The organism is Actinoplanes sp. URMC 104 (assembly GCF_051386375.1).
Classification (GTDB): domain Bacteria; phylum Actinomycetota; class Actinomycetes; order Mycobacteriales; family Micromonosporaceae; genus Actinoplanes.
Window position 1 is genome coordinate 1,232,071 of sequence record NZ_JBPQTO010000011.1, and the last position, 20,998, is coordinate 1,253,068.

The window sequence follows — 20,998 nt, forward strand, 5'->3', positions numbered from 1 at the left end:
CGCTCGGCAAGAGAGGAGCTGGATGCACAAAGGGCTCGGATCGCGGAGGTGCACGGCCCGAGGCAGCACTCGCCCCGCAGAGGCGAGTGGCTGAAAAGTACGCGCCCTCGCACAGGTGGGCGGCCGCAGTCGCGAGTGACCCGTCAAGCGCCCGGCCCCAACAAGTGAGCAGCCGGCAGAGGTGAGCAGCCTCGAAAAGCACGCGCCTGGCACAGGTGGGCGGCCGCAGACGCGAGTAGCCCGCGGAAAGCGCCCGGCCCCAACAAGTGAGCGGCCGGCAAGGTGGCCGGCCCGCCGAAGCGCGACCCGCAAAGGTCCGCCGAAACGGTCGGCCCCGAAAGTCTCCGGCCTGCGAGATCGTCGGCCGCCGGTGAGCGTCGGTCAGGCCGGCTCGGCGATCAGCGACGACCGCAGCAGCGCCCGCGACCGCAGCAGGTCGGCCAGGTCGTCGCCGGGCATCGGGCGGGCGAAGTAGTATCCCTGGCCGTAGCTGCACCCCATGCCCGCGAGGCGGCGGGCCTGTTCGGCGGTCTCGATGCCCTCGGCGACCACGTGCAGCCGGAACGCCTGGGCGAGCCGCACCACGGCCTCGGCCACGGCGTACGCGCCGGGGTCGGTGTCGATGCCGGTGATGAACGAGCGGTCGATCTTGAGCACGCTGACGGGCAGGGTGCGCAGGTAACTCAGCGCCGCGTAGCCGGTGCCGAAGTCGTCGACCGAGATGCCGATGCCCATGTCGCGCAGGGCGGTCAGGCGCGCCACGGTCTGCTCGTCGGGCTGCAGGATGACGCTCTCGGTCAGCTCCAGCACGAGCCGGTCGGCGGGGAACCCGGTCTCGTCCAGGATGCCGCGGATCGTGTCGACCAGTCCGGCCTGCGTGACCTGCCGCGGAGACAGGTTGACGCTCAGCCACACCGCCTCCGCGTCGGGGTTGTCCGTACGCCATCCGGCGGCCTGGCGGCAGGCCTCGCGCAGCACCCACTCGCCGATCGGGACGACCGCGCCGGTCTCCTCGGCCAGGTCGATGAAGGCGCCCGGCATCAGCAGCCCGCGGGTGGGGTGGTTCCAGCGCACCAGCGCCTCGACCGCCGTGTGGTCGTCGCCGGCCAGCCCGACGACCGGCTGGAAGTGCACGACGAGCTCGCCGTTCTCGACCGCGCGCCGCAGTTCGGCGTCGCGGGCGCGGGTGTCCAGTTCGGGCGTGTAGACGCGGTAGTGGCCGCGGCCGGACCGCTTCGCGGCGTACATGGCGGCGTCGGCGTGCGCCATCAGCTGCTCGGCGTCGCCGGTGGTGGCGTCGCGCAGTGCGACGCCGATGCTCGCCTCGACGCTCAGCAGCAGGTCGCCGAAGATCACCGGCGTGCTGAGCGCCTCGGCGAGCCGCTGCGCGACGGCCTCGGCGGCGGCCGGGCTGGGCAGCCCGGGCAGCACGACGGCGAACTCGTCGCCGCCCAGCCGGCCCGCGGTGTCGCCGGAGCGGATGACCGAGCGCAGCGCCGCGGCGACCGCCTTGAGCACCGCGTCGCCGGCCTCGTGCCCGTACGCGTCGTTGATCGGCTTGAAGCGGTCGAGGTCGATCAGCAGCACGGCGCCGTGCCGGCCCTCGCGCAGCGGCTGCCGGGTGACCTCGGCGAGGCGCTCGGTGATGAGCGCGCGGTTGGACAGCCCGGTGAGCGGGTCGGTGACGGCCAGCCGGCGGTTCTCCCGCTGGGCGTACATCTGCCGCGCGATGACCAGGGTGGTCAGCGCGATCGACCCGAGGATCATCCCGCCGAGCGGGTACAGCGCCTGCTCGCGGGCGGCGAAGGCCAGCAGCCCGTACGCGAGGACGACCCCGCCGTACGGCAGCCAGCCCAGCCGGCCGCGGTCCTGGCGCTCGCCGCGGGGCAGCCCGTCGTGGCGCAGCCGGCGGTGCACGGCGAGCAGCGCGAGGAATGCGCCCGACGCCCACAGCAGGAAGGGCCAGCTGCCGCCCTGGAAGGCCACGCCGAACTGCACGTACGCGATGGTGTACGTGCTGTCGGCGACCACCTTGAGCGTCATCGACGCGCCCAGCAGCCGCACCGCGGCGTCGGCGTGGGCGCGGCGCAGCAGCAGCGTGATGAGCGCGAAGACGAGCAGCAGGTCCAGGACCGGTACGGCCGTCGAGAACATGATGATGACCGGGTCGGCGCCCGGCGTCTGCAGCAGCGGGCCGATCTCCAGGTACCACAGCGCCATGCACGCGCCGGCCACGACGATCAGCGAGTCGATGAGCAGCTTGACCCGCTCGGCGCCGCTGCGGCGCGCGACGGGCATGAGCAGCAGACCGGCGACGACCAGCGGGATGGAGACCGTGTACAGGTAGTCGGAGATCGACGGGTACGGCGGCAGACCGGGCACGAAGTTCTGCGCCAGCGAGGCCGCGTGCGCGACGACCTGGCAGACGAACGACGCCTCGAGCAGGATCCAGGCGCGGCGCTCGCGCCGGTCGAGGCCGCCCCTGGTGATCAGCCGCAGACCCAGCGCCGCGGTCAGCAGTGTGACCGGCAGGTGCGTCAGGTCGTTGAGGATCCGCGCCTGGAACTCGCTGCCCCAGCCGGTGAGGGCCTGCACGAGGATCAGCCCGAGCAGGGCGCCCGACCCCCACACGGCCGCCGTCAGCACCCGGCCGGGTCGCGCTCGCAGTTGTGCCATACCGCAACGATCGGTGGTCTCCGGCCGAATCTTCGCCGCCCCGGCGTTGCGTCCCGGGAGCAGCGGACTTTTGTGACGGCAATGTTTCAGCACTCTAAACAATACTTTTCGATAATCGCGCTGAAGTTATGGACTGGTGAACAAAAGTCGCCTACCGTCCCGTGCATCGACACTCATCGAGGTCTGGACGGTCCGATGAAGAAATCCCCGCTCGCCCTGCTCGCCGCCGCCACCCTCGCGGGCCTGCTGCCCGCCCTGCCCGCCACCGCCGCCGCGATCCCCGCCCAGGAGCTCGGCGTCACCCTGCGCACGTACGACCTGCAGACGTCGCTGAACGCGCTCTGCACGCTCAAGCCCGGCCAGACGCCCAACGTCGACAAGAAGCTCTCGACGATCAACTGGACGACCGCCGCCGACTTCGGGCTCGAGGACCGCTTCCAGTCCGAGGTGCTCGGCAACCTCAGCATCACCGCGACCGGCACGTACGCCTTCCGCCTGACCAGCGACGACGGCTCGCGCCTGAGGATCGACGGCGCCACCGTCATCGACCACGACGGCGCGCACGGGGCCACCGCGAAGGAGGGCTCGGTCACCCTGAGCACCACCGGCTACCACGCGCTGAGCCTCGACTACTTCGAGCGCGACGGCGGCCAGCAACTGACTCTGGAGTGGCGGCCGCCGGGCGCCACGGCGTACACGGTGGTCCCGGCGAGCGCGCTGAGCACCGACGCCGGCGTCGTCCGGGTGACCGCCCCTGGCCGCAAGGAGTGCGAGGGCGCCGGGGACAGCCCCGGCGACGGGCTGCCGCTGACCGGCGTGCACCCCGGCTACACGCTGGCCAACCTGCGCCCGTCCGGCTTCAACCCGCAGGTCAGCGCGATGGACTGGTTCCCGGACGGCCGCCTGGCGATCGCCACGTGGGGCGGCAGCGACACGGTGGCCGGCGAGGTGTACGTGCTCAGCGGGGTCACCGGCAGCACGTCGCCCGCCCAGGTGACGTACAGGAAGATCGCGACCGGGCTGCGTGAGCCGATGGGCCTCAAGATCGTCGACGGGAAGATCTACGTCTCCCAGAAGCACGAGCTGACCGAGCTCACCGACACCACCGGGGACGGCACCATCGACCAGTACCGCCGGGTCGCCACCTGGCCGTTCGACGGCAACTTCCACGAGTTCGCGTTCGGCCTGCTCTATCAGGACGGGTACTTCTATCTGAACCTGTCCGTCTCGATCAACCTGGGCGGCGCGACGACGGACCCGCAGGGCTCGCCCCACCGCGGCACCACCCTGAAGATCAACCGGTCCACCGGCGCGGTCCAGTACGTCGCCGGCGGCCTGCGCACCCCCAACGGGCTCACCTTCGGGCCCGACGGCGACATCTTCGTGCTCGACAACCAGGGCGGCTGGCTGCCCGCCTCCAAGCTGGTGCAGGTCAAGCAGGACCGCTTCTTCGGCCACTACACCAACCCGGACGGCCCGTTCGACACCCAGCCGGTGACCGCGCCGGTGCTCTGGCTGCCGCAGAACGAGATCGCCAACTCGCCGAGCACGCCGCTGATGCTCACCTCCGGCCCGTACGCCGGTCAGATGCTCTTCGGCGACGTCACGTACGGCGGTGTCCAGCGCGCCTACCTCGAGAAGGTCAACGGCCAGTACCAGGGCGCGGTCTTCCGGCTCACCCAGGGCCTGGAGATGGGCGTGCTGCGGCTCAGCCAGGGCCCGGACGGCGCGCTCTACGCGGGCGGGCTCGGCGCGGGCGGCAACTGGGGACAGGAAGGCAAGCTGACTTACGGGCTGCAGAAGCTCACGCCCAACGGCACGAGCGTCTTCGACATCAAGGCGATGCGCGCGGTCGCCGGCGGCTTCGAGCTGGAGTACACGCAGCCCGTGTCGGAGGCCACCGCCGCGCAGCTGGCCACGCGCTACCGGGCCGAGCAGTGGCGGTACGTCCCGACGCCCGACTACGGCGGCCCGAAGATCGACGAGGAGACGCTCACGGTCAGCGGTGCGACGCTGTCGGCCGACCGGCTCAAGGTCACGCTCAAGCTCGCCGGGCTCAAGCCGGGCCGGGTCGTGCACGTGCGCTCACCGCGCCCGTTCACGTCCGCGTCGGGCGGCTCGTTGTGGAGCACCGAGGCCTGGTACACGCTCACCAGCCTGGTCGACGGCACGATCCTCAAGTCCGACCGGGTCGAGGCGGAGTGGTCCGGGCTCAGCGGCAGCACGTCGGTCGCGAGCGACCACACCGGGTACACCGGCTCCGGTTTCGCCGCGGGACACAGCACGGTCGGCGCCGCGACCACGTTCACCGTCACCGTGCCGTCCGCCGGCACGTACCCGATCTCGCTGCGCTACAGCAACGGCCCCAACCCGTCCGCCGGGGCCAAGACCATCAGCCTGTACGTCAACGGGACGCGCGTGAAGCAGGTCAGCCTCGCCGACACCGGCACCTGGGAGACGTGGGCGACGCTGCCCGACTCGGTGCCGTTGCGGGCCGGGGGCAACACCGTCGCGTACAGCGTCGACACCGGCGACATCGGGCACGTCAACCTCGACAGCCTCACCGTCGGCTCCGCTTCCGGCAGCAGCGCCGGCACCGGCACCATCACCGGGATCGGCGGCAAGTGCCTGGACGTGGAGAACGCGAACGCCGCCGACCGCGCCAAGGTGCAGCTGCACACGTGCAACAACTCCTCGGCGCAGAGCTGGACGCGCGAGGGCGACACGCTGCGGGCGCTGGGCAAGTGCCTCGACGTCGACAACGCCGGCACGGCCAACGGCACCCGGGTGCAGCTCTACACCTGCAACAACAGCGCCGCCCAGGTGTGGCAGGCCCAGGCGAACGGCTCGTTGCTCAACCCCGCGTCCGGCAAGGTGCTCGACGCGGCCGGCGGGGCGAGCGCCGACGGCACGGCCGTGCAGATCTGGGAATGGGCCGACGTCGCGCAACAGCGCTGGACCCACAACGGCCCCAGCCGGGTCACACTCTTCGACGGGGCCAACCTCGACGCGTTCCAGAACGCCGACGGCACCGCGCCGACCTGGCCGGTCTCGGGCGGCTCGGCCGAGGTGCTCGGCGGCGACCTGCGCACCAAGCAGACGTACCGCGACTTCAAGCTGCACGTGGAGTTCTGGTTGCCGAACCTGCCCGCCGACGTGACCGGCCAGCAGCGCGCCAACAGCGGCATCTACCTGCAGGACCGCTACGAGCTGCAGGTGCTGGACTCGTACGGCAAGGCGACTCCGGCCGCCGACGACGCGGGCGCCATCTATCTCAAGCGGGCGCCCTCGGTGAACGCGGCCACGGCCCCGGAGACCTGGCAGACGTACGACGTCACGTTCCGCGCGGCCCGGTGGAACGGCACCACGAAAACCGAGAACGCCCGCGTCACGGTCGTCTGGAACGGCGTGACCGTGCACAACGACGTCGCGATCGACGGGCCCACCGGCAACGGCGCCGCGGAGAGCCCGGCCGCCCTGCCGATCCGCCTGCAGGACCACGGCGACCCCGGCGCGAACGTGCGCTACCGCACCATCTGGATCGAACCGGCATGATCACCGGCCGGGGCCGGACGATCTAGAATCGCGACGCTCATCACGGGAGGATCCGCATGCGTCGCTTCGTTCGTCCGGCTCTGGCCGGCGCCGTTCTGCTCAGCGCCGGGGCCGTCGCCCTGGCCACCGTTCCCGCGGACGCCGCCGCGGGCAGCCCCGGCGTCGTCACGGCCGCCGGCGGCACCCAGGTGCAGTACCGGGCCGCCACCGGCCGGGCCAACTCCGTGATCGTCTCGCGCAGCGGCGCCACCGTCACCGTGGACGACGTGACGGCGATCAAGGCGGGGACGGGCTGTCGCGCCGTCCCCGGCGACCCGACCAAGGTGCGTTGCACGCTGAAGACCCCGATGCGCGCGACCGTCTATCTCTACGACCGCGACGACGTGGTCGTCAACAAGACCGACCTCTACCTGTACGCGTACGGCGGCGACGGCAACGACAAGCTCGTCGGCGGCTCGGCCAACGACAACCTCGACGGCCAGGGCGGCGCCGACAAGCTGTACGGGCTGGGCGGCAACGACAAGCTGATCGGCGGCACGGGCAACGACCTGCTCTCCGGCGGCGACGGCGCGGACCCGCTCAACGGCGGCTCGGGCGACGACTCGCTGTACGGCGGCGACGGCGCGGACACGCTCTCCGGCGAGACGGGCAACGACCTGTTTTCCGGCGGCGCCGAGGCCGACCGGATGACCGGCGGCGCGGGCGACGACGCGTTCGACGGCGGGACCGGCAACGACGTCCTGCTGGGCCAGGCGGGCGACGACCGGCTCTTCGGCGGTCCGGGCAAGGACGACCTCAACGGCCAGCAGGGCCGCGACCACCTCGAGGGCGGCGGCGGCGACGACTGGCTCGTCGGCGACGACCCGGCCCTGGGCGCGCCCGCCGCCGACGTGCTGCTCGGCGGCTCGGAGAGGGACCGGGTGGTGTACGTCAGGTACGCCGCTGCCGTGCGGGTCGACCTGGACGGCGCGAGCGGCGACGACGGCCGGGCCGGCGAGGGTGACACGGTCGGCGCCGACGTCGAGGACGTCACCGGCGGCAACGGCGACGACGTGCTGCTCGGCAACGGCGCCGCCAACATCATCGAGGCGGGCGACGGCTCCGACACCGTACGCGGTGGCGCGGGCAACGACGGGCTGGCCGGCGGGTACGGACGGGACTCGCTGTACGGCGAGGACGGCGACGACCGGCTCTCCGACGTGGACGGCACGCCCGGCCTGCTCGACGGCGGCGCCGACGGCCCGGCGGGCGACGAATGCCTGGCCGACCCGGTCGACGACCTGGCCGGCTGCGAACGTACGAGGTCCTGACCGGAAGTTTTTCCGCGGGCGCCGATGACTTCGCCGGGGTGCGGCGGTCCAACCACCGAAACCACCTGATACGAAGGGACCACCACCATGGCGAAGGTCATTTCCACGCTGTTCGTCTCGGCCGACGGCGTCGCCGAGATCGACCCCGACTGGCACTTCCCGTACTTCGACGAGAACATGGGACGCGCCGTCAGCGAGGACTACGACACCGCCGACGTGCTGCTGATCGGCCGCGAGACGTACGACAGCTTCGCCGGCGCCTGGCCCGGCCGCGAGGAGGCCGGCGGCGACGACGCGTCGTTCGCCAAGCAGCTCGGCGACCTGCGCAAGGTCGTCGCCTCCCGGCAGCCGCTGCAGTTCACCTGGCGCAACTCCGAGCTGATCGACGGCGACCTGGTCGACGCGGTCACCGCCCTCAAGGCCGACCCCACGATCAAGGGCATCCTCGTCCCCGGCTCGATCTCGATCGTGCAGCAGCTGCTCGCCGCCGGGCTGGTCGACGAGCTGCGCCTGCTCGTGCACCCGGTGGCCGCCCGCAAGGGACGCCGGCTGTTCGACGACGGCGAGGCGCCGTACCACCTGAGCGTGCTCGCCACGGAGGCCTTCCCGACCGGCGTCATCCGGGTGATCTACGCGCCGGGTCCCGCTCCCGCCGCGGCCGGCTACGACGACGTCAAGGAGCAGGTCCCCGCCTGACGCCTCCTCGCGGCCGGCCCGCCGGGCCCCCTCGCCCGGCTCGCCCGGCCCCTCCCCGCCCGGCCCCTCTCCGCCGCCGCCTCGCCCGGTCCCCGCCGCCACCCCGCCCGGGCCCTTCCGCCGCCGCCCCGCCGGGCGCCTGCTCGCCGGCACCCGGTTACCCCCTTCTTGCGGCGACCGGATGACATCGATGTCTCACGATGGTTGACATCGCTGTCACCCTGTCCCACCCTGACCTGGGAGCGCTCCCAACATCCCCGGACGAAGAGGTGGAACGTGAGCAAGCGAATGAGATGGCTGGGCGGCCTGGCCGCCATGGCGGTCGCCGCCGGGCTGAGCCTGGCGGCGACCGCCCAGCCCGCCGCCGCGGCGACCGGCATCACGGTCAGCGGCACCCGCATCCTCGAGGGCAACGGCAACCCGTTCGTCATGCGCGGCGTCAACCACGCGCACACCTGGTACGCCGACCGCTTCTCCTCGCTGGCCGACATCAAGGCCCAGGGCGCGAACACCGTGCGCGTGGTGCTCAGCACCGGCGACCGCTGGACCCGCAACGACGCCACCGACGTCGCCCGGGTGGTCGCCGAGTGCAAGCGGCTGCGGCTGATCTGCGTCCTCGAGGCCCACGACACGACCGGCTACGGCGAGGACGCGGCGGCCACCACGCTGGCCCGCGCCGTCGACTACTGGATCGGCATCAAGAGCGCGCTGGACGGCCAGGAGAACTACGTCATCCTCAACATCGGCAACGAGCCGTACGGCAACACCAACGCCACGGGCTGGATCGCCGACACCAAGAACGCCATCGCCAGGCTGCGCGCCGCCGGCTTCGCGCACGCGCTGATGGTGGACGCGCCGAACTGGGGCCAGGACTGGCAGTTCATCATGCGCGACAACGCCGCCTCGGTGCTCGCGTCCGACCCCCAGCACAACACGATCTTCAGCATCCACATGTACGGCGTCTTCGACACCGCCGCGGAGATCACCGACTACATCGGCCGGTTCCAGACCGCCGGGCTGCCGCTGGTGATCGGCGAGTTCGGCCACAACCACTCCGACGGCAACCCCGACGAGGACACCATCCTGGCCACCGCCCAGGCGCGCGGCATCGGCTACCTCGGCTGGTCGTGGAGCGGCAACGGCGGCGGCGTCGAGTACCTCGACATGGTCACCGGTTTCAACCCCGCCCAGCTGACCTCGTGGGGCGACCGCCTCTTCAACGGCGCCAACGGCATCAAGGCCACCGCCCGCGAGGCCACCATCTACGGCGGCACGACGCCCACCACCCCGACCACTCCCACCCCGACCACCCCCACCCCGACCACTCCCACCCCGACCACCCCCACCCCGACGACTCCCACGCCGACCACCCCTGTGCTCACCACGCCGGCCCCGTCGGGCGGCTGCACCGCCACCTACGCCGTCTCGGGCTCCTGGGGCACCGGCTTCCAGGGCGCCGTGACCGTGACCGCCGGCCGCACCGCGATCCGCGGCTGGACCGTCACATGGACGTGGCCCAGCGGCCAGCAACTGACCAACACCTGGAACGCCACGATCACCACCACCGGCAGCACCGTCACCGCACGCAACATGCCCTACAACGGCAGCCTCGCCGCCGGCGCGACCGCTTCGTGGGGCTTCACCGCCTCGTACTCGGGAACCAACACCGCTCCCACCGTCACCTGCACCGCTGCCTGATCCCCGCCACGCCGCCCGTCCGGACCCTCAGCACCGCGCCTCAGCACCGCAAGAGGGCCCGGACGGGCGATCCCGGCGACAACGCAGCCCAGCAGCGACAACGGAACGCCCAACGCCCGACCCACGCGGTGGTCACAGCCGCAGCCGGCGCCACCGCGTCGGAGGGCTCGCGACTCGCGGCTCCCGACCACCGACACCCGGCTTCCGCTTCCGGCTCGCGGCTTCCGACCACCGACTTCCGGCTCCCGACCACCGACTTCCGATTTCGGCTCGCGGCTCGCGACCACCCACTCGCGGCTCGCGGCCACCGACTTCCGGCTCGCGGCTCGCAGGCACCGACTTCCGGCTCGCGGCTCGCGGGTCGCGGGCACCGACTTCCGGCTCGCGGCTTGCCAGATTGGCGTGCACCACCCGCGACGCGGTGGGCCGGGTTGTCGAGCACGCCCGGTCGGTCGACCGAGGGCGACCGCTATCGCATCACCAAGCACCTGCGCTACGGCGCGGAGCACGGCCGACCTCGTGGGCAGCCGGCTCGGAGCCGACCGACGCGCCGCGCCTAAGCCGACACGCCCAGACCGACAGACCTGAGCCAACCGACTGAAGCCGACCGACCCGCGCCAACCGACCCGGGCGGACCGACCCGGGCCAACGGACCCAAGCCAACCGACCCAAGCTGACCGATCCGGGCCAACGGACCCAGGCCAACCGACCCAGACCTACAGATCCAAGCCGATCGACCCGGGCCAACGAACCCAAGCTGACCGACCCAAGCCAACCGACCCAGACCGACAGACCCGAGCCAACCGACCCAGGCCAACCGAACCGCGCCAACCGACTCGGGTCGGAAGACCTAGGCCAACCGACCCAAGCGGACCGACCCAGACCGACAGACTCAGACCGACAGACCCAAGCCGACCGACTCAGGCGAACCGACCCAGGCCGAAAGACCCGGGCCGAATGACCCGGCCGACCGGCGGAAATCCCGGTCGGCCGGCTCGGTTGTCAGGCGGTCGGGTCGGCGGACGGCGCCGGGCGGGCGTGCTCGGCGAAGAAGCGCACCATCTCGGCGGAAGCGTCCGGCCCCTGCGGATCGGTGTAGGACCCCTCCGGCTTCCCACCCGACCAGGCGTGCCCGGAACCCTCCACGGTCCACAGCTCGGCCACCGGTGCGCCGTCGGCGGCGTGGTGCACGGTGCGGGTGTAACCCCGTCCGCCGGGCGTCCGGTGTGCCTCGGTGAGCGGCTGCCCGCCGCCCGCAACCGCGGCGCGGATCAGGCAGTCGGCGTTCACCGGCGCGACGGTCGGGTCCGCGTCGCCGTGGAACACGATCAGCGGCACCGTCGTCCGTTGCGGATTCGCCGGGCCGGTCCGCATCGCGGCGAACGCGGACGGCACGTCGTGCGCCGCGCCGGCGGCCAGTCCGGAGTGGACGCCCGCGGCGGCGAACACGTCGGGGTACGTCGCGGCCATCACCGCGGCCATGGCGCCGCCCGCCGAGAAGCCGGCGACGTACACGCTGCCGCCGGCGACGGCGTACGCGCCCCCGATCTCGGCCACGATGCCGGCGATGGCGGCCGGCTCGCCCGCACCGCGGCGCTGGTCGGCCGGCTCGAACCAGTTCCAGTAGCCCATCGGGTTGGCGGCGCGCGACTGCTCGGGGTAGGCGACCAGGAACGTGTGCCGCTCGGCGAGGTCGTTCATGCCGGTGCCGGCCGCGAAGTCGTCGGCGTTCTGCGTGCCGCCGTGGAGCATGACGACCAGGGGCACGGGCTGACCGGTGTATCCGGTGGGGACGTAGAGCTTGTAGGACCGCTCGCCGCCGTCGCGGTCGAGGAACTCGCCGGGCGCCGTCGAGGCGGGCCGGGCGGCGGTCCGGTGCCGCCGCAGCAGCGACCGCAAACCGTCCGGGAGGCGTACGTCCTGGGGCAGCGCCGAGCCGAGTCCGCCGTTGTGGCCGGACCGGAGCAGAGCCATCGCCTCGGTGAGGCGCCCGTCGCGGGTGAGCCGGGTCGCTTCCGCCATCCGGTCCATCTGGTGCTGGTCCACGTGGATCCTTTCCGATACCACCGTCCGGCCCCGCGAGCGGGGCCGGTGCACATCAGACGATGCGCGATGCGATTGCCGCCTTGACCGCGGCGCCGGCACGGAACGCGCCCAGCACCTCGACCTCCGCGATGGTCTGCGACGCGAGCTCCGGGGAGACGTCGTCGGCGATCACTGCCAGACCGAGGACCCTGATCCGTACGGTCTCGCCGGCCGCCCGGACCCGTTCGAGGTCGGCGCGGCTGAACTGCTGGATGCCCAGCACCAGCGTCCGCCGGCTCACCGTGCGCTCGATGGCGCTCGCCTGGGTGGCGAGCTGCGCCCGGATGGCGGTGCGGATGAAGTCGGTGCGGTTGCCGTAGAAGCCCTCCCGCACCAGCAGGTCGATCTGGCCGAGGTCGACCGGACCGAGGTTGATAGTGATCTTTTCCGATCGTTCGATCTCGTTCATCATCCTCGCCACCATCCACAGACCATCTGTATGGATGGTGCGCGCCCGGACCGGTCAGCGGCAAGCGGGCGCCGCAAGTTGGCACGACGGGGCCGGGGCCGGCGCGTCATGACGACGCGCCGGCCCCGGCGGGAGGTGAGGGGGTGCTAGCAGGTGGGCTCGCCGGACTGGGCCGGCAGGCTGACCGCGTTCCAGGCGGCCTTGACCGCGTTGAACTGGGTGCAGCTGCCCGGGTTGAGGTTCTTCGCGGCCTGCAGCGTCCACACGCGGTACTTCGCGTAGGAGGAGCTGGAGGTCTTCAGCAGCATCGCGTTGTACATGATCTTGATGGCGGCCTGGATGCCGACGCCGGTCACCGTGGTGCCGTTGCACGTCGAGCTGGCCGGCTGGCCGTTGCCGCTGCTGCCCTGGGCCAGCAGGTAGAACCAGTGGTTGCCCGGCCCGGCCGCCGAGTGCACCTCGGAGCCCGGCGTGCTGCTCGAGTAGCAGTTGGCGTCCCCGGCGAGCGAGGGGTTGTACATGTACCGGATCGGGCCGCTGCCGACCAGGTTGACCTCCTCGCCGACCTGGTAGTCGAACGGGTCGTTCGCGTTGGCCGCGTACGCCTCGGTGGCGGCGCCGATGGTGTCGGCGACGAACTCCTGCGTGCCGCCCCTCGAGATGCCGCCGGGGGTCTTGTCGTCGATGCCGTGGCCGAGCTCGTGGCCGACCACGTCGAGCGACGAGATCCACCGGCCCGCGGTGTTCTTGCCGATCTGGATCTGGGTGCCGTCGTAGTACGCGTTCTGGTCGTTGAGGCCCACCCGGATCGGCCACGCGCCGCCGGAGCCGTTCTGGCCGTTGCGGCCCAGCCACGCCGAGAGCATCGCCTTCTGCTTCTGCGCCACGTACAGCGCGTCGACGCAGCCGGTCTCCTTGCTGGTGCCGTTGCCGTTGCCCCACACGTTGTCCGAGCCGCTGAACGTCGTCCGGGTGGAGGCGTCCTGGCAGCTCAGGTTCGTCGTCGACGGGTCCTTGAGCGAGTACGTCGAGCCGGACTGCGTGGTGTTCAGCGAGACCGTGCCGTTGATCCAGCCGGTGCCCGTGCCGGTCGCCTCGGTGACGTGCTCCTCCGTGGAGATCACCTTGCCGGTGACGGCGTCCACGTCGACGGTGAGGCGGCTGACGCCCTCGGCGCTCGTGCCGTTGACCGTGGTCTCGTACGCCAGCCTGGCCGCCTTGCCCTCGGCCGCGACGACGACCAGCCGGGTCGCCTCGACGTCCGTGACCGTCTTGAGCTGCGCCCTGGAGGTCGCGATCGCCGCGCTCTCGGCGACCTGCGGCACGGTCGACAGCTCGCCGATCGGGCTGCTCTGCGCGACCGACGTGTACCGGGTCGCGCCGGCGTTGTCGGTGACCACCACGAGGTCGCCGCCCTTGACCGGGAAGCCCTTGTAGCTGCGCTCGTACGCCGCGTACGTCAGGCCCGCCGACCGGTAGACCTGGTGGCGCCGGAAGGTGTCGTGCGAGCCGGCCCGCAGCACCGACGGGCGGGAGGCGACCACGGCGTCGGCCTTCGCGACCGCGTCCACGGACGGGGTGGGCGCCTGCGCGGCTGCCGGACCGGACACCGCGACGAGCGCGGAGGCCGCCACTGTCCCGGCTGCCAGCGCGATGCCCAAGGGGGTTCGTACCATCTTGCGTACTCCTTTCCCGCCCGACGGGGGTAGTGGGCGGGCTCGGCCTCCGGCACCGGCGGTTGGCCGGCACCGGGTGAGACAGGAGTGACGCTATATACGACGGTCGATCTCGCGTAATAGGGAAAACCCTCGCATCGTTCCCACCGGGAGCGTTCGCTGCACGCAAAGATAGTTAGGAGTCCTAGCGAGCATGTGGCATGATGCGCAGTGACGGCGAGAACTTGAGTGATTCCAGAAAGACCCCGTCACGACCGCCGCCGCGCGGGCCGTCGTCGAAACGGAGGAGCCGGCATGACCAGCGACCAGCTCCCGCCGGACGCGGAGGCCCTGCGCCACCTGCACGCCGTGCACCGGCCGGTGCTGCTGGCGTACGTCACCCGGCTCACCGGCGGCGACGGGCACCGGGCCGAGGACGTCGTGCAGGAGACGCTGCTGCGGGCGTGGCGGCACCCGCAGGCGCGCAACGCCGACGGCCGCTGGAACCGCGCCTGGCTGCTCACCGTCGCCCGGCACATCGTCATCGACCAGGTCCGCGCGGCCCGGACCCGCCCGCCGGAACACCTCGAGGACCGCATCGACGCGTGGGCCGGCGGCCGGGACGACGTCGAACGGCTGCTGGACAGCAGCGAGGTCCGGGCCGCGCTCACCGCCCTGCCGCGGCGGCAGCGCGACGTGCTGGTGGAGATCTTCGTCCGGGAGCGCACCGCCGAGGAGGCTGCCGCGATCCTCGACATCCCCGCGGGCACGGTGCGCTCCCGCACGTTCTACGGGCTGCGGGCGCTGCGCGAGGCCCTGCTCGCGCGAGGCTTCATCGGCCGGCGGTGACCGCGTTCCCGCCGGACGCCGTGGTCAGGCCGGGCGCACGTACGGGAAATCCGCCGAGCCGGCCACGACCGGGCCCAGGCCGGTGCTCACCGCGGAGTTGGTGACCAGCGAGAACATGACCTCGGGCGCGTTGTCGCCGAAGTGGCGGCCGTTGAAGCCGGCGAACGAGAAGGCCGCCGCGGTGCCGACAACGTACGGGAGGGTGTCCGGGAACAGGCGCTCGACCACTGTGGCCGCGTACGCGTCCGGCCGGGTCGTGGTGCCCAGCCGCCGGACCGTCTCGCGGATCATGTCCTCGACCGCCTTGCCGTAGCTGTCCCGGTCCCCGGCCGGCAGCGTCTCGTTGGATCGGCTGGACACCTCGGAGTCGTGGTCGCGGAAGATCGGCCAGATCATCGGCAGCCCGGCCCGGTTGATCTGCCGCCAGCCGCCCGCGTCGGTCGCCAGCTTGGCCACGCTCCAGACGCGGATGCCGCGCCCGGCGGACAGCTGCGGGTCGGTGTGCGGCACCTGCAGGACGATGGTGGACACCGTCGAGCCGGTGAACGTGCTGGCCACGTCGGCGGGCGGGCGCAGGTCGGCCCGCTGCCCGTGCTGGACCACCTGGTCGATCGCGCCGAGCTGCCGCAGGTCCAGATAGAACGGCTCGGCCGCGCGCCCGGCCCAGACCCTTACGCCGCCGTCGCCGTCCACCGCCTCGCCGGCGCGGCCGCGCGCGATCTCGGCGCCCGCCGCGGCGTCGTCGGCGGCCTCCGCGCCGGCGAGCCGGACCACGCGGAAGTTCTGCTCGGCGTCGAAGGACAGGCGGAACGTGAGCTCCTCGGCGGGCGAGCCGTCGAAGTGCACCTTGAACTCGTAGCGGCCCTCGTCGTGGAAGCCGAGCGGCGTGTCGTCGCCGGCCAGCGAGGTCCGCACGTTCATCGCGAACACGGTCGCGCCCGGCGCGTCGAAGACGTACTGGTCGGTGATGTCGAGCCGGGGATCCTGCCGGGCGAGGGGTGAGTCGAGGTGATGAGACATGATGGGCGTCCAGACGAATGTCGGGCCGATGCCGATCCGAGGAAACGGTCCGGCACCGGCGGCGGGATGGCACCCGTCCACAACGTCGCCCGGGGACCGCTGTTCACGGATGTGCCCCAGGTCACGATCCGGGCGCCGCACCGAATCGAGAGGAGCACCGTGACCGCCATCGTCGTGGCCGACCCCGCCGGGGCCGGGGACGCGGCCTTCGTCGCCGAGGTGACCGCCCTGGTCAACACCGTGTACCGGGAGGGTGAGAGCGGCATCTGGGCGGGCGACAGCCCCCGGACCGACGAGCGCGAGGTCGCCTCGATCGTCCGGGCGGGTGAGCTCGTCGTCGCCCGCGACGGCGGCGTCCTGCTCGGCGTGGCGCGGGTGCAGCAGCTGCCCGGCGGCGAGGGCGAGGCCGGCATGCTCGCCGTCCGTCCCGGCCGGCGCCGCGCCGGCCTGGGCGGTGAGCTGATCGCCTTCGCGGAGGGCTGGGCCCGCGCCCGGGGGCTGCCGGTCACGCAGCTCGAGCTGCTCTGGCCCACGCAGTGGGAGCACCCGGTCAAGGTGTTCCTGCGCGACTGGTACACCCGGATCGGCTATGAGGTCGTGCGCAAGGGCGACTTCGCCGAGGCGTACCCGGCCCTCGCCCCGCGGCTCGTCACCCCGTGCGACTTCCTCGTGCTGCACAAGGCGCTGAACGGCGCCGGGATCGCCGGGCGGCTGGGTCAGAGCCAGCCGGCGCGGCGCAGCACCCGGTAGAGCACCGTCGCGCTGAGCAGCAGGAGCAGCATGACGGTCGGGTAGCCGTACCGCGAAGTCAGCTCGGGCATGTGGGCGAAGTTCATGCCGTAGACGCCGGCTATCGCGGTCGGCAGCGCGGCGATGGCCGCCCAGGACGCGATCGTGCGCATGTCGTTGTTCTGGTCGACGGTCAGCTGCGCGAGCCGGGCCTGCAGCAGCGCGTTGAGCACGTCGTCGAACGCGATCACCTGCTCGACCGCGGCGATGTGGTGGTCGGCGACGTCGCCGAAGTAGCGGCGGACCTCCTTGGGCAGGTCGGCGAACTGCTTGCCGGCCAGCGCCGCCAGCGGGCGCTGCAGCGGCAGCACCGCCGCCTTGAACTTCATCAGCTGGCGTTTGAGCTGGTAGATCTGCTCGACGGTGACCGGCGTGCCGGGCGCGAAGACGGCCGCCTCGGTCAGCTCGATGTCGGTCTGCATCGCGGCGGCGATGTCGACGTAGACGTCGACGAGGCGGTCCAGGATCGCGTGCACCACCGACCACGGGCCGCGGGCCAGCAGCGCGGGGTCGGCGCCCAGGTCGGCCCGCAGCGAGCCGAGCTCCATGACGGTGCCCTGCCGCACCGTGATGACGAAGTGCGGGCCGACCAGCAGCCGGACGAAGCCGGTGCTGACGATCTCGCTGGTGGCGGTGATCCGCTCGTGCTCCACGTACTGCGCGGCGCGCACGACCAGGAACACCATGTCCTCGTAGCGCTCGATCTTCACGCGCTGCTCGCGGTGCAGGATGTCCTCGACGGCCAGCGGGTGCACGCCGAACACCTCGGCGACGCGGGTCAGCGCCGCCTCGGTGGGCTCGTGCAGGCCGAGCCACACGAAGGCGCCGTCCTGCTCGCGAGCCTGCTCGTGGAGGCGGGCCAGGTCGGCGGCGGGGCCGGGGCTCTCCACCGCGACCCCGTCGACGAACAGGTCGCAGCCCACGATCGCCGTGTGGTCGGCCCGCCCCCGGCCGGGCGGGCGGGGCGGTTGCCAGGTGTGCCGGGCGTCCAAGATCTCGTTCACCCCCGCCCGAAGCGTATCGGTCCGTCGATCAACCAGCACTGGTCAACCCAGCGTGCCGGACCGCATGCTACCCGTGACGGGACAGATCGGCTGTGATAACTTGCGTCGTTTGCTGCGTCGAATTACGGCTATCAACGGCATCACGACGGGCACGGGAAAGCGGAGGTGGCGGCATGTCAGCACTCGGACGGCGAACATTCCTCAAGGCGGTCGGCGCGGCGAGCGCGGCCGGGTGGCTCGCCGCCTGCTCCTCGGACGACGACGCGGGCGGTGGCGCCGCCGCGACCAGCGGGCCGCTCAGCGGCAGCGCGACGTTCACCACCTGGGCGAACGAGCAGGAGGCCGCGGCGTTCAAGAAGCTCGCCGCCGACTTCAAGGCCGCGCGCGGCGCCGACATCAAGATCGAAGTGCTGCCGTACGACCAGATCCGTACGGTGGTCGACCGGCGGCTGCAGGCCAACCAGGCGCCCGACCTGTTCCGCGTCTCGTACACCGACGTCGGCAGCTACGCCGAGAACGGGGCGCTGGCCGACCTCAGCGACTACCTCGACGACTCGTTCGGCGACGCGTTCCTGCCCGCGCTGTGGTCGGCGGTGCAATCCGACGGCAAGCCGTTCGGCGTGCCGCACCACACCGACACCTCGGCGCTGGTCTACAACAAGGCGCACTTCGCCAAGGCCGGCATCACCTCGGTGCCCACGACACTCGACCAGGCGTGGACCTGGGAGCAGTTCACCGACGTGCTGCGCAAGCTGAAGGCCGCCAACCCGGGCGTCGCGCCGTTCGCGTTCAACTACCAGCTGTTCGGCGCGTACCGCTGGTTCAACACCCTGTACCAGGCCGGCGGCACGCTGCTCGACGACGCGCTGGAGAAGCCGGCGCTGGACACGCCGCAGACGCGCAAGGCCCTGGAGTTCACCCGCAGCCTCTACACCGAGGGCCTGCACGCCCCGAGCGTGCTGGTCAAGCGGCCGACGTACCCCGACGAGATCTTCCCCACCCAGAAGATCTCGATGATCCAGGCGGGCGACTTCCTGATCCCCTCGATCGACGCGGCCGTCAAGGACAAGTTCGAGTGGGGCGTCACGTACCTCATGAAGGACACCGCCGCGGCGACCGACCTGGGCGGCAACGCGGTCGTCGTCACCGACGGGGCGAAGAACCCGGACGTGGCCGCGGAGTTCGCCAAGTTCCTGGTGACCAAGGAGAACATGCAGAGCTTCTGCGAGCAGACCACTGTGCTGCCGGTGCGCAAGGACCTGACCGAGGCCAAGCTGGCGTACGCCACCCGCCCCGACCTGATGCCGGTGTTCCAGCAGCAGGCCACCACGATGCCCGACGGCCTGGTCAAGGCGTCCACCTCGCGGGCGTTCGCGGGCATCAACCAGGCGCTCATCGACACCATGGACCAGTACCTGTCCAACCCCTCGGCGAACACCGACGACACGGTGCGGGCGCTCACCGCCGGCGTACAGAAGGCTCTGGAGGCTTGAGCACGGTCCGCTCCGCAGGCCGCCGCGCGGAGGCGTGGGCCGGAATCGTGCTGACCAGCCCGGCGCTGCTGGTGTTCACGGTCTTCATGTTCGTGCCGATCGCGCTGACGTTCTGGTACAGCCTGCACCGCTACAGCGGCTTCGGCCGGATGCGGTGGCTGGGGCTCGACAACTACCGCACGATCGCCTCCGACCCGACGTTCTGGACCGCGCTGCGCAACACCGTCGTGTTCACCGCGGTGTCCGTGCCGCTCAGCGTCGCCCTGGGCCTGGGTGCGGCGCTGCTGCTCAACCGGTGGATGCCCGCGCGCGGCCTGTTCCGGGCGCTGGTCTACGTGCCGGTGGTCATCTCCGGGGTGGCGGCCGGCGTCATCTTCCTGCGGCTGTTCGACCCGGTCACCGGCATCGTCGACCAGCTGCTGACCCAGCTGGGCCTGCCCGCGGTCGACTGGCAGGGCAACGGGGCGGCGGCCATGCTGTCGGTCATCGCGGTGACCACCTGGCAGGGCATCGGCTTCGGCATGGTGGTCTATCTGGCCGGGCTGCAGGGCATCCCGCGCGAGATCTACGAGGCGGCGGCCGTCGACGGGGCCGCCGGCTGGCGCCGGTTCCGCCGCATCACCTGGCCGCTGCTGGCGCCCACGACGTTCTTCCTGATCGTCTACTCGATCATCACGAGCTTCCAGGTCTTCGACGTGGTGTACGTGCTGACCCGCGGCGGCCCGGGCACCTCCACGACGTTCCTCGTCCAGTACGCGTACGACCAGGGCTTCAACCAGCGGCGGCAGGGCTACGCGGCGGCCATCGGCACGATCCTCTACGTCATCGTGCTGGCGCTCACCGTGGTCCAGTGGCGGCTGCAACGACGAAGGGACGAGGCCTCATGACCACCGTCGCCACTCCCCCGGGCCGCGTCGAGGCCCCGCCCGCGGACGATCAGCGGTCGTCGCCGCGCCGGCACCGGGCCCGCGTCGCGCTCGCGGTCGCCGGCGTGCTGGTGCTGATGTTCCCGATCTACTGGATGCTGCGCGTGTCGGTGGCGAGCACCGACGAGCTGACCACGCTGCCGGTGTCGCTGTGGCCGGGCGCGTGGCACCTGGAGAACTACGTCGAGCCGTGGCGGCAGTACCCGTTCCTGCGCTGGCTGGGCAACTCGGTCGTCATCGCCGTGGTGTCGGTGGTCGCGACCGTCGGCATCAACCTGTGCGCGGGCTACGCGTTCGCGAAGCTGCGCTTCCCCGGCCGCAACCTGCTGTTCCTGCTGATCATCAGCACGCTCATGGTGCCGATCCAGGTCATCATGGTGCCGCAGTTCCAGCTGGTGATCGACCTCAACCTGCTCAACAGCCTGGGCGGGGTCATCCTGCCGCGGCTCGCCGAGGCGTTCGGGCTGTTCATGGCCCGCCAGTTCTTCCTCTCCATCCCCGACGAGCTGCTCGAGGCGGCCCGTGTCGACGGCGCCGGGCACCTGCGGACGTTCCGGTCGGTCGTGCTGCCGCTGTCCGGGCCGCTCGTCGCGGTGCTGGTCATCTTCACGTTCATGTGGCGGTGGAACGAGTTCGTGTGGCCGCTGATCGTGCTCACCGACAGCGACTCGTACACCCTGCCGGTGGGCCTGCAGTTCCTGATCCAGCAGTTCGGCAACAACTTCGGCCCGCTGCTGGCCATGTCGTTCCTGTCGATCCTGCCGATGCTGGTCGTGTTCGCGATCTTCCAGCGCTACTTCGTGGAGGGCATCGCCCGTACGGGCATCCGCTGA

15 protein-coding genes are annotated in these 20,998 nt (G+C 71.7%); 9 read left to right on the forward strand and 6 right to left on the reverse strand.

From position 1 onward, the window contains the following. Window positions 1-381 precede the first annotated feature (381 nt). A complete protein-coding gene (locus ACSNN8_RS31465; RefSeq protein ID WP_436653605.1) occupies window positions 382-2,676 on the reverse strand; it encodes a putative bifunctional diguanylate cyclase/phosphodiesterase in 2,295 nt (764 codons plus the stop codon). A 195-nt stretch (window positions 2,677-2,871) separates the two neighbouring features. Between ACSNN8_RS31465 and ACSNN8_RS31470 the strand changes: the two genes are divergently transcribed. The 4 genes from ACSNN8_RS31470 (at window position 2,872) to ACSNN8_RS31485 (ending at window position 9,935) form a co-directional block, all read left to right on the forward strand. Beyond that, complete coding sequence (locus ACSNN8_RS31470) at window positions 2,872-6,231, forward strand: family 16 glycoside hydrolase (RefSeq protein WP_436653606.1); 3,360 nt, start codon at window positions 2,872-2,874, stop codon at window positions 6,229-6,231. 56 nt (window positions 6,232-6,287) lie between these two features. After that, window positions 6,288-7,541: a calcium-binding protein gene (locus ACSNN8_RS31475; RefSeq protein WP_436653607.1), complete on the forward strand. Its 1,254-nt coding sequence runs from the start codon at window positions 6,288-6,290 to the stop codon at window positions 7,539-7,541. Between the two features lie 87 nt (window positions 7,542-7,628). Next, a complete protein-coding gene (locus ACSNN8_RS31480) occupies window positions 7,629-8,237 on the forward strand; it encodes a dihydrofolate reductase family protein (protein WP_436653608.1) in 609 nt (202 codons plus the stop codon). A 288-nt stretch (window positions 8,238-8,525) separates the two neighbouring features. After that, on the forward strand, window positions 8,526-9,935 hold the full coding sequence (locus ACSNN8_RS31485) for a cellulase family glycosylhydrolase (protein ID WP_436655468.1): 1,410 nt from the start codon (window positions 8,526-8,528) through the stop codon (window positions 9,933-9,935). A gap of 1,002 nt (window positions 9,936-10,937) precedes the next feature. On the opposite strand, the gene ACSNN8_RS31490 is transcribed toward ACSNN8_RS31485, so the two are convergent. The 3 genes from ACSNN8_RS31490 to ACSNN8_RS31500 all read right to left on the reverse strand — a co-directional run bounded on the left by ACSNN8_RS31490 (window position 10,938) and on the right by ACSNN8_RS31500 (window position 14,105). Then, window positions 10,938-11,966: an extracellular catalytic domain type 1 short-chain-length polyhydroxyalkanoate depolymerase gene (locus ACSNN8_RS31490; RefSeq protein WP_436655470.1), complete on the reverse strand. Its 1,029-nt coding sequence runs from the start codon at window positions 11,964-11,966 to the stop codon at window positions 10,938-10,940. Window positions 11,967-12,033: 67 nt separating this feature from the next. Then, window positions 12,034-12,432 (reverse strand): hypothetical protein, encoded by a 399-nt coding sequence (locus ACSNN8_RS31495; protein ID WP_436653609.1) that lies wholly within the window; start codon window positions 12,430-12,432, stop codon window positions 12,034-12,036. A 143-nt stretch (window positions 12,433-12,575) separates the two neighbouring features. Then, a complete protein-coding gene (locus ACSNN8_RS31500) occupies window positions 12,576-14,105 on the reverse strand; it encodes a M4 family metallopeptidase (RefSeq protein WP_436653610.1) in 1,530 nt (509 codons plus the stop codon). 294 nt (window positions 14,106-14,399) lie between these two features. On the opposite strand from ACSNN8_RS31500, the gene ACSNN8_RS31505 reads away from it, so the two are divergent. Continuing rightward, complete coding sequence (locus ACSNN8_RS31505; RefSeq protein WP_436653611.1) at window positions 14,400-14,933, forward strand: sigma-70 family RNA polymerase sigma factor; 534 nt, start codon at window positions 14,400-14,402, stop codon at window positions 14,931-14,933. Window positions 14,934-14,957: 24 nt separating this feature from the next. On the opposite strand, the gene ACSNN8_RS31510 is transcribed toward ACSNN8_RS31505, so the two are convergent. Beyond that, the gene (locus ACSNN8_RS31510) at window positions 14,958-15,953 is read right to left on the reverse strand and encodes a DUF4331 family protein (RefSeq protein ID WP_436653612.1); all 996 of its coding nucleotides are present in this window, start codon (window positions 15,951-15,953) and stop codon (window positions 14,958-14,960) included. A 159-nt stretch (window positions 15,954-16,112) separates the two neighbouring features. On the opposite strand from ACSNN8_RS31510, the gene ACSNN8_RS31515 reads away from it, so the two are divergent. Beyond that, entirely contained in the window at window positions 16,113-16,703 is a 591-nt protein-coding gene (locus tag ACSNN8_RS31515; RefSeq protein WP_436653613.1) for a GNAT family N-acetyltransferase, read from the forward strand. On the opposite strand, the gene ACSNN8_RS31520 is transcribed toward ACSNN8_RS31515, so the two are convergent. Then, entirely contained in the window at window positions 16,670-17,746 is a 1,077-nt protein-coding gene (locus ACSNN8_RS31520; RefSeq protein ID WP_436653614.1) for a magnesium and cobalt transport protein CorA, read from the reverse strand. The two genes, ACSNN8_RS31515 and ACSNN8_RS31520, sit on opposite strands and share 34 nt — an antisense overlap. A gap of 173 nt (window positions 17,747-17,919) precedes the next feature. On the opposite strand from ACSNN8_RS31520, the gene ACSNN8_RS31525 reads away from it, so the two are divergent. Genes ACSNN8_RS31525 through ACSNN8_RS31535 form a run of 3 tightly spaced genes read left to right on the forward strand, consistent with a single transcriptional unit; the run spans window position 17,920 to window position 20,998 of the window. Then, entirely contained in the window at window positions 17,920-19,239 is a 1,320-nt protein-coding gene (locus ACSNN8_RS31525; protein WP_436653615.1) for an ABC transporter substrate-binding protein, read from the forward strand. Further along, the gene (locus tag ACSNN8_RS31530; RefSeq protein ID WP_436653616.1) at window positions 19,236-20,126 is read left to right on the forward strand and encodes a carbohydrate ABC transporter permease; all 891 of its coding nucleotides are present in this window, start codon (window positions 19,236-19,238) and stop codon (window positions 20,124-20,126) included. Before ACSNN8_RS31525 ends, ACSNN8_RS31530 begins: the two co-directional genes overlap by 4 nt. After that, window positions 20,123-20,998, forward strand: a complete 876-nt coding sequence (locus tag ACSNN8_RS31535) for a carbohydrate ABC transporter permease (protein ID WP_436653617.1) — start codon at window positions 20,123-20,125, stop codon at window positions 20,996-20,998. Before ACSNN8_RS31530 ends, ACSNN8_RS31535 begins: the two co-directional genes overlap by 4 nt.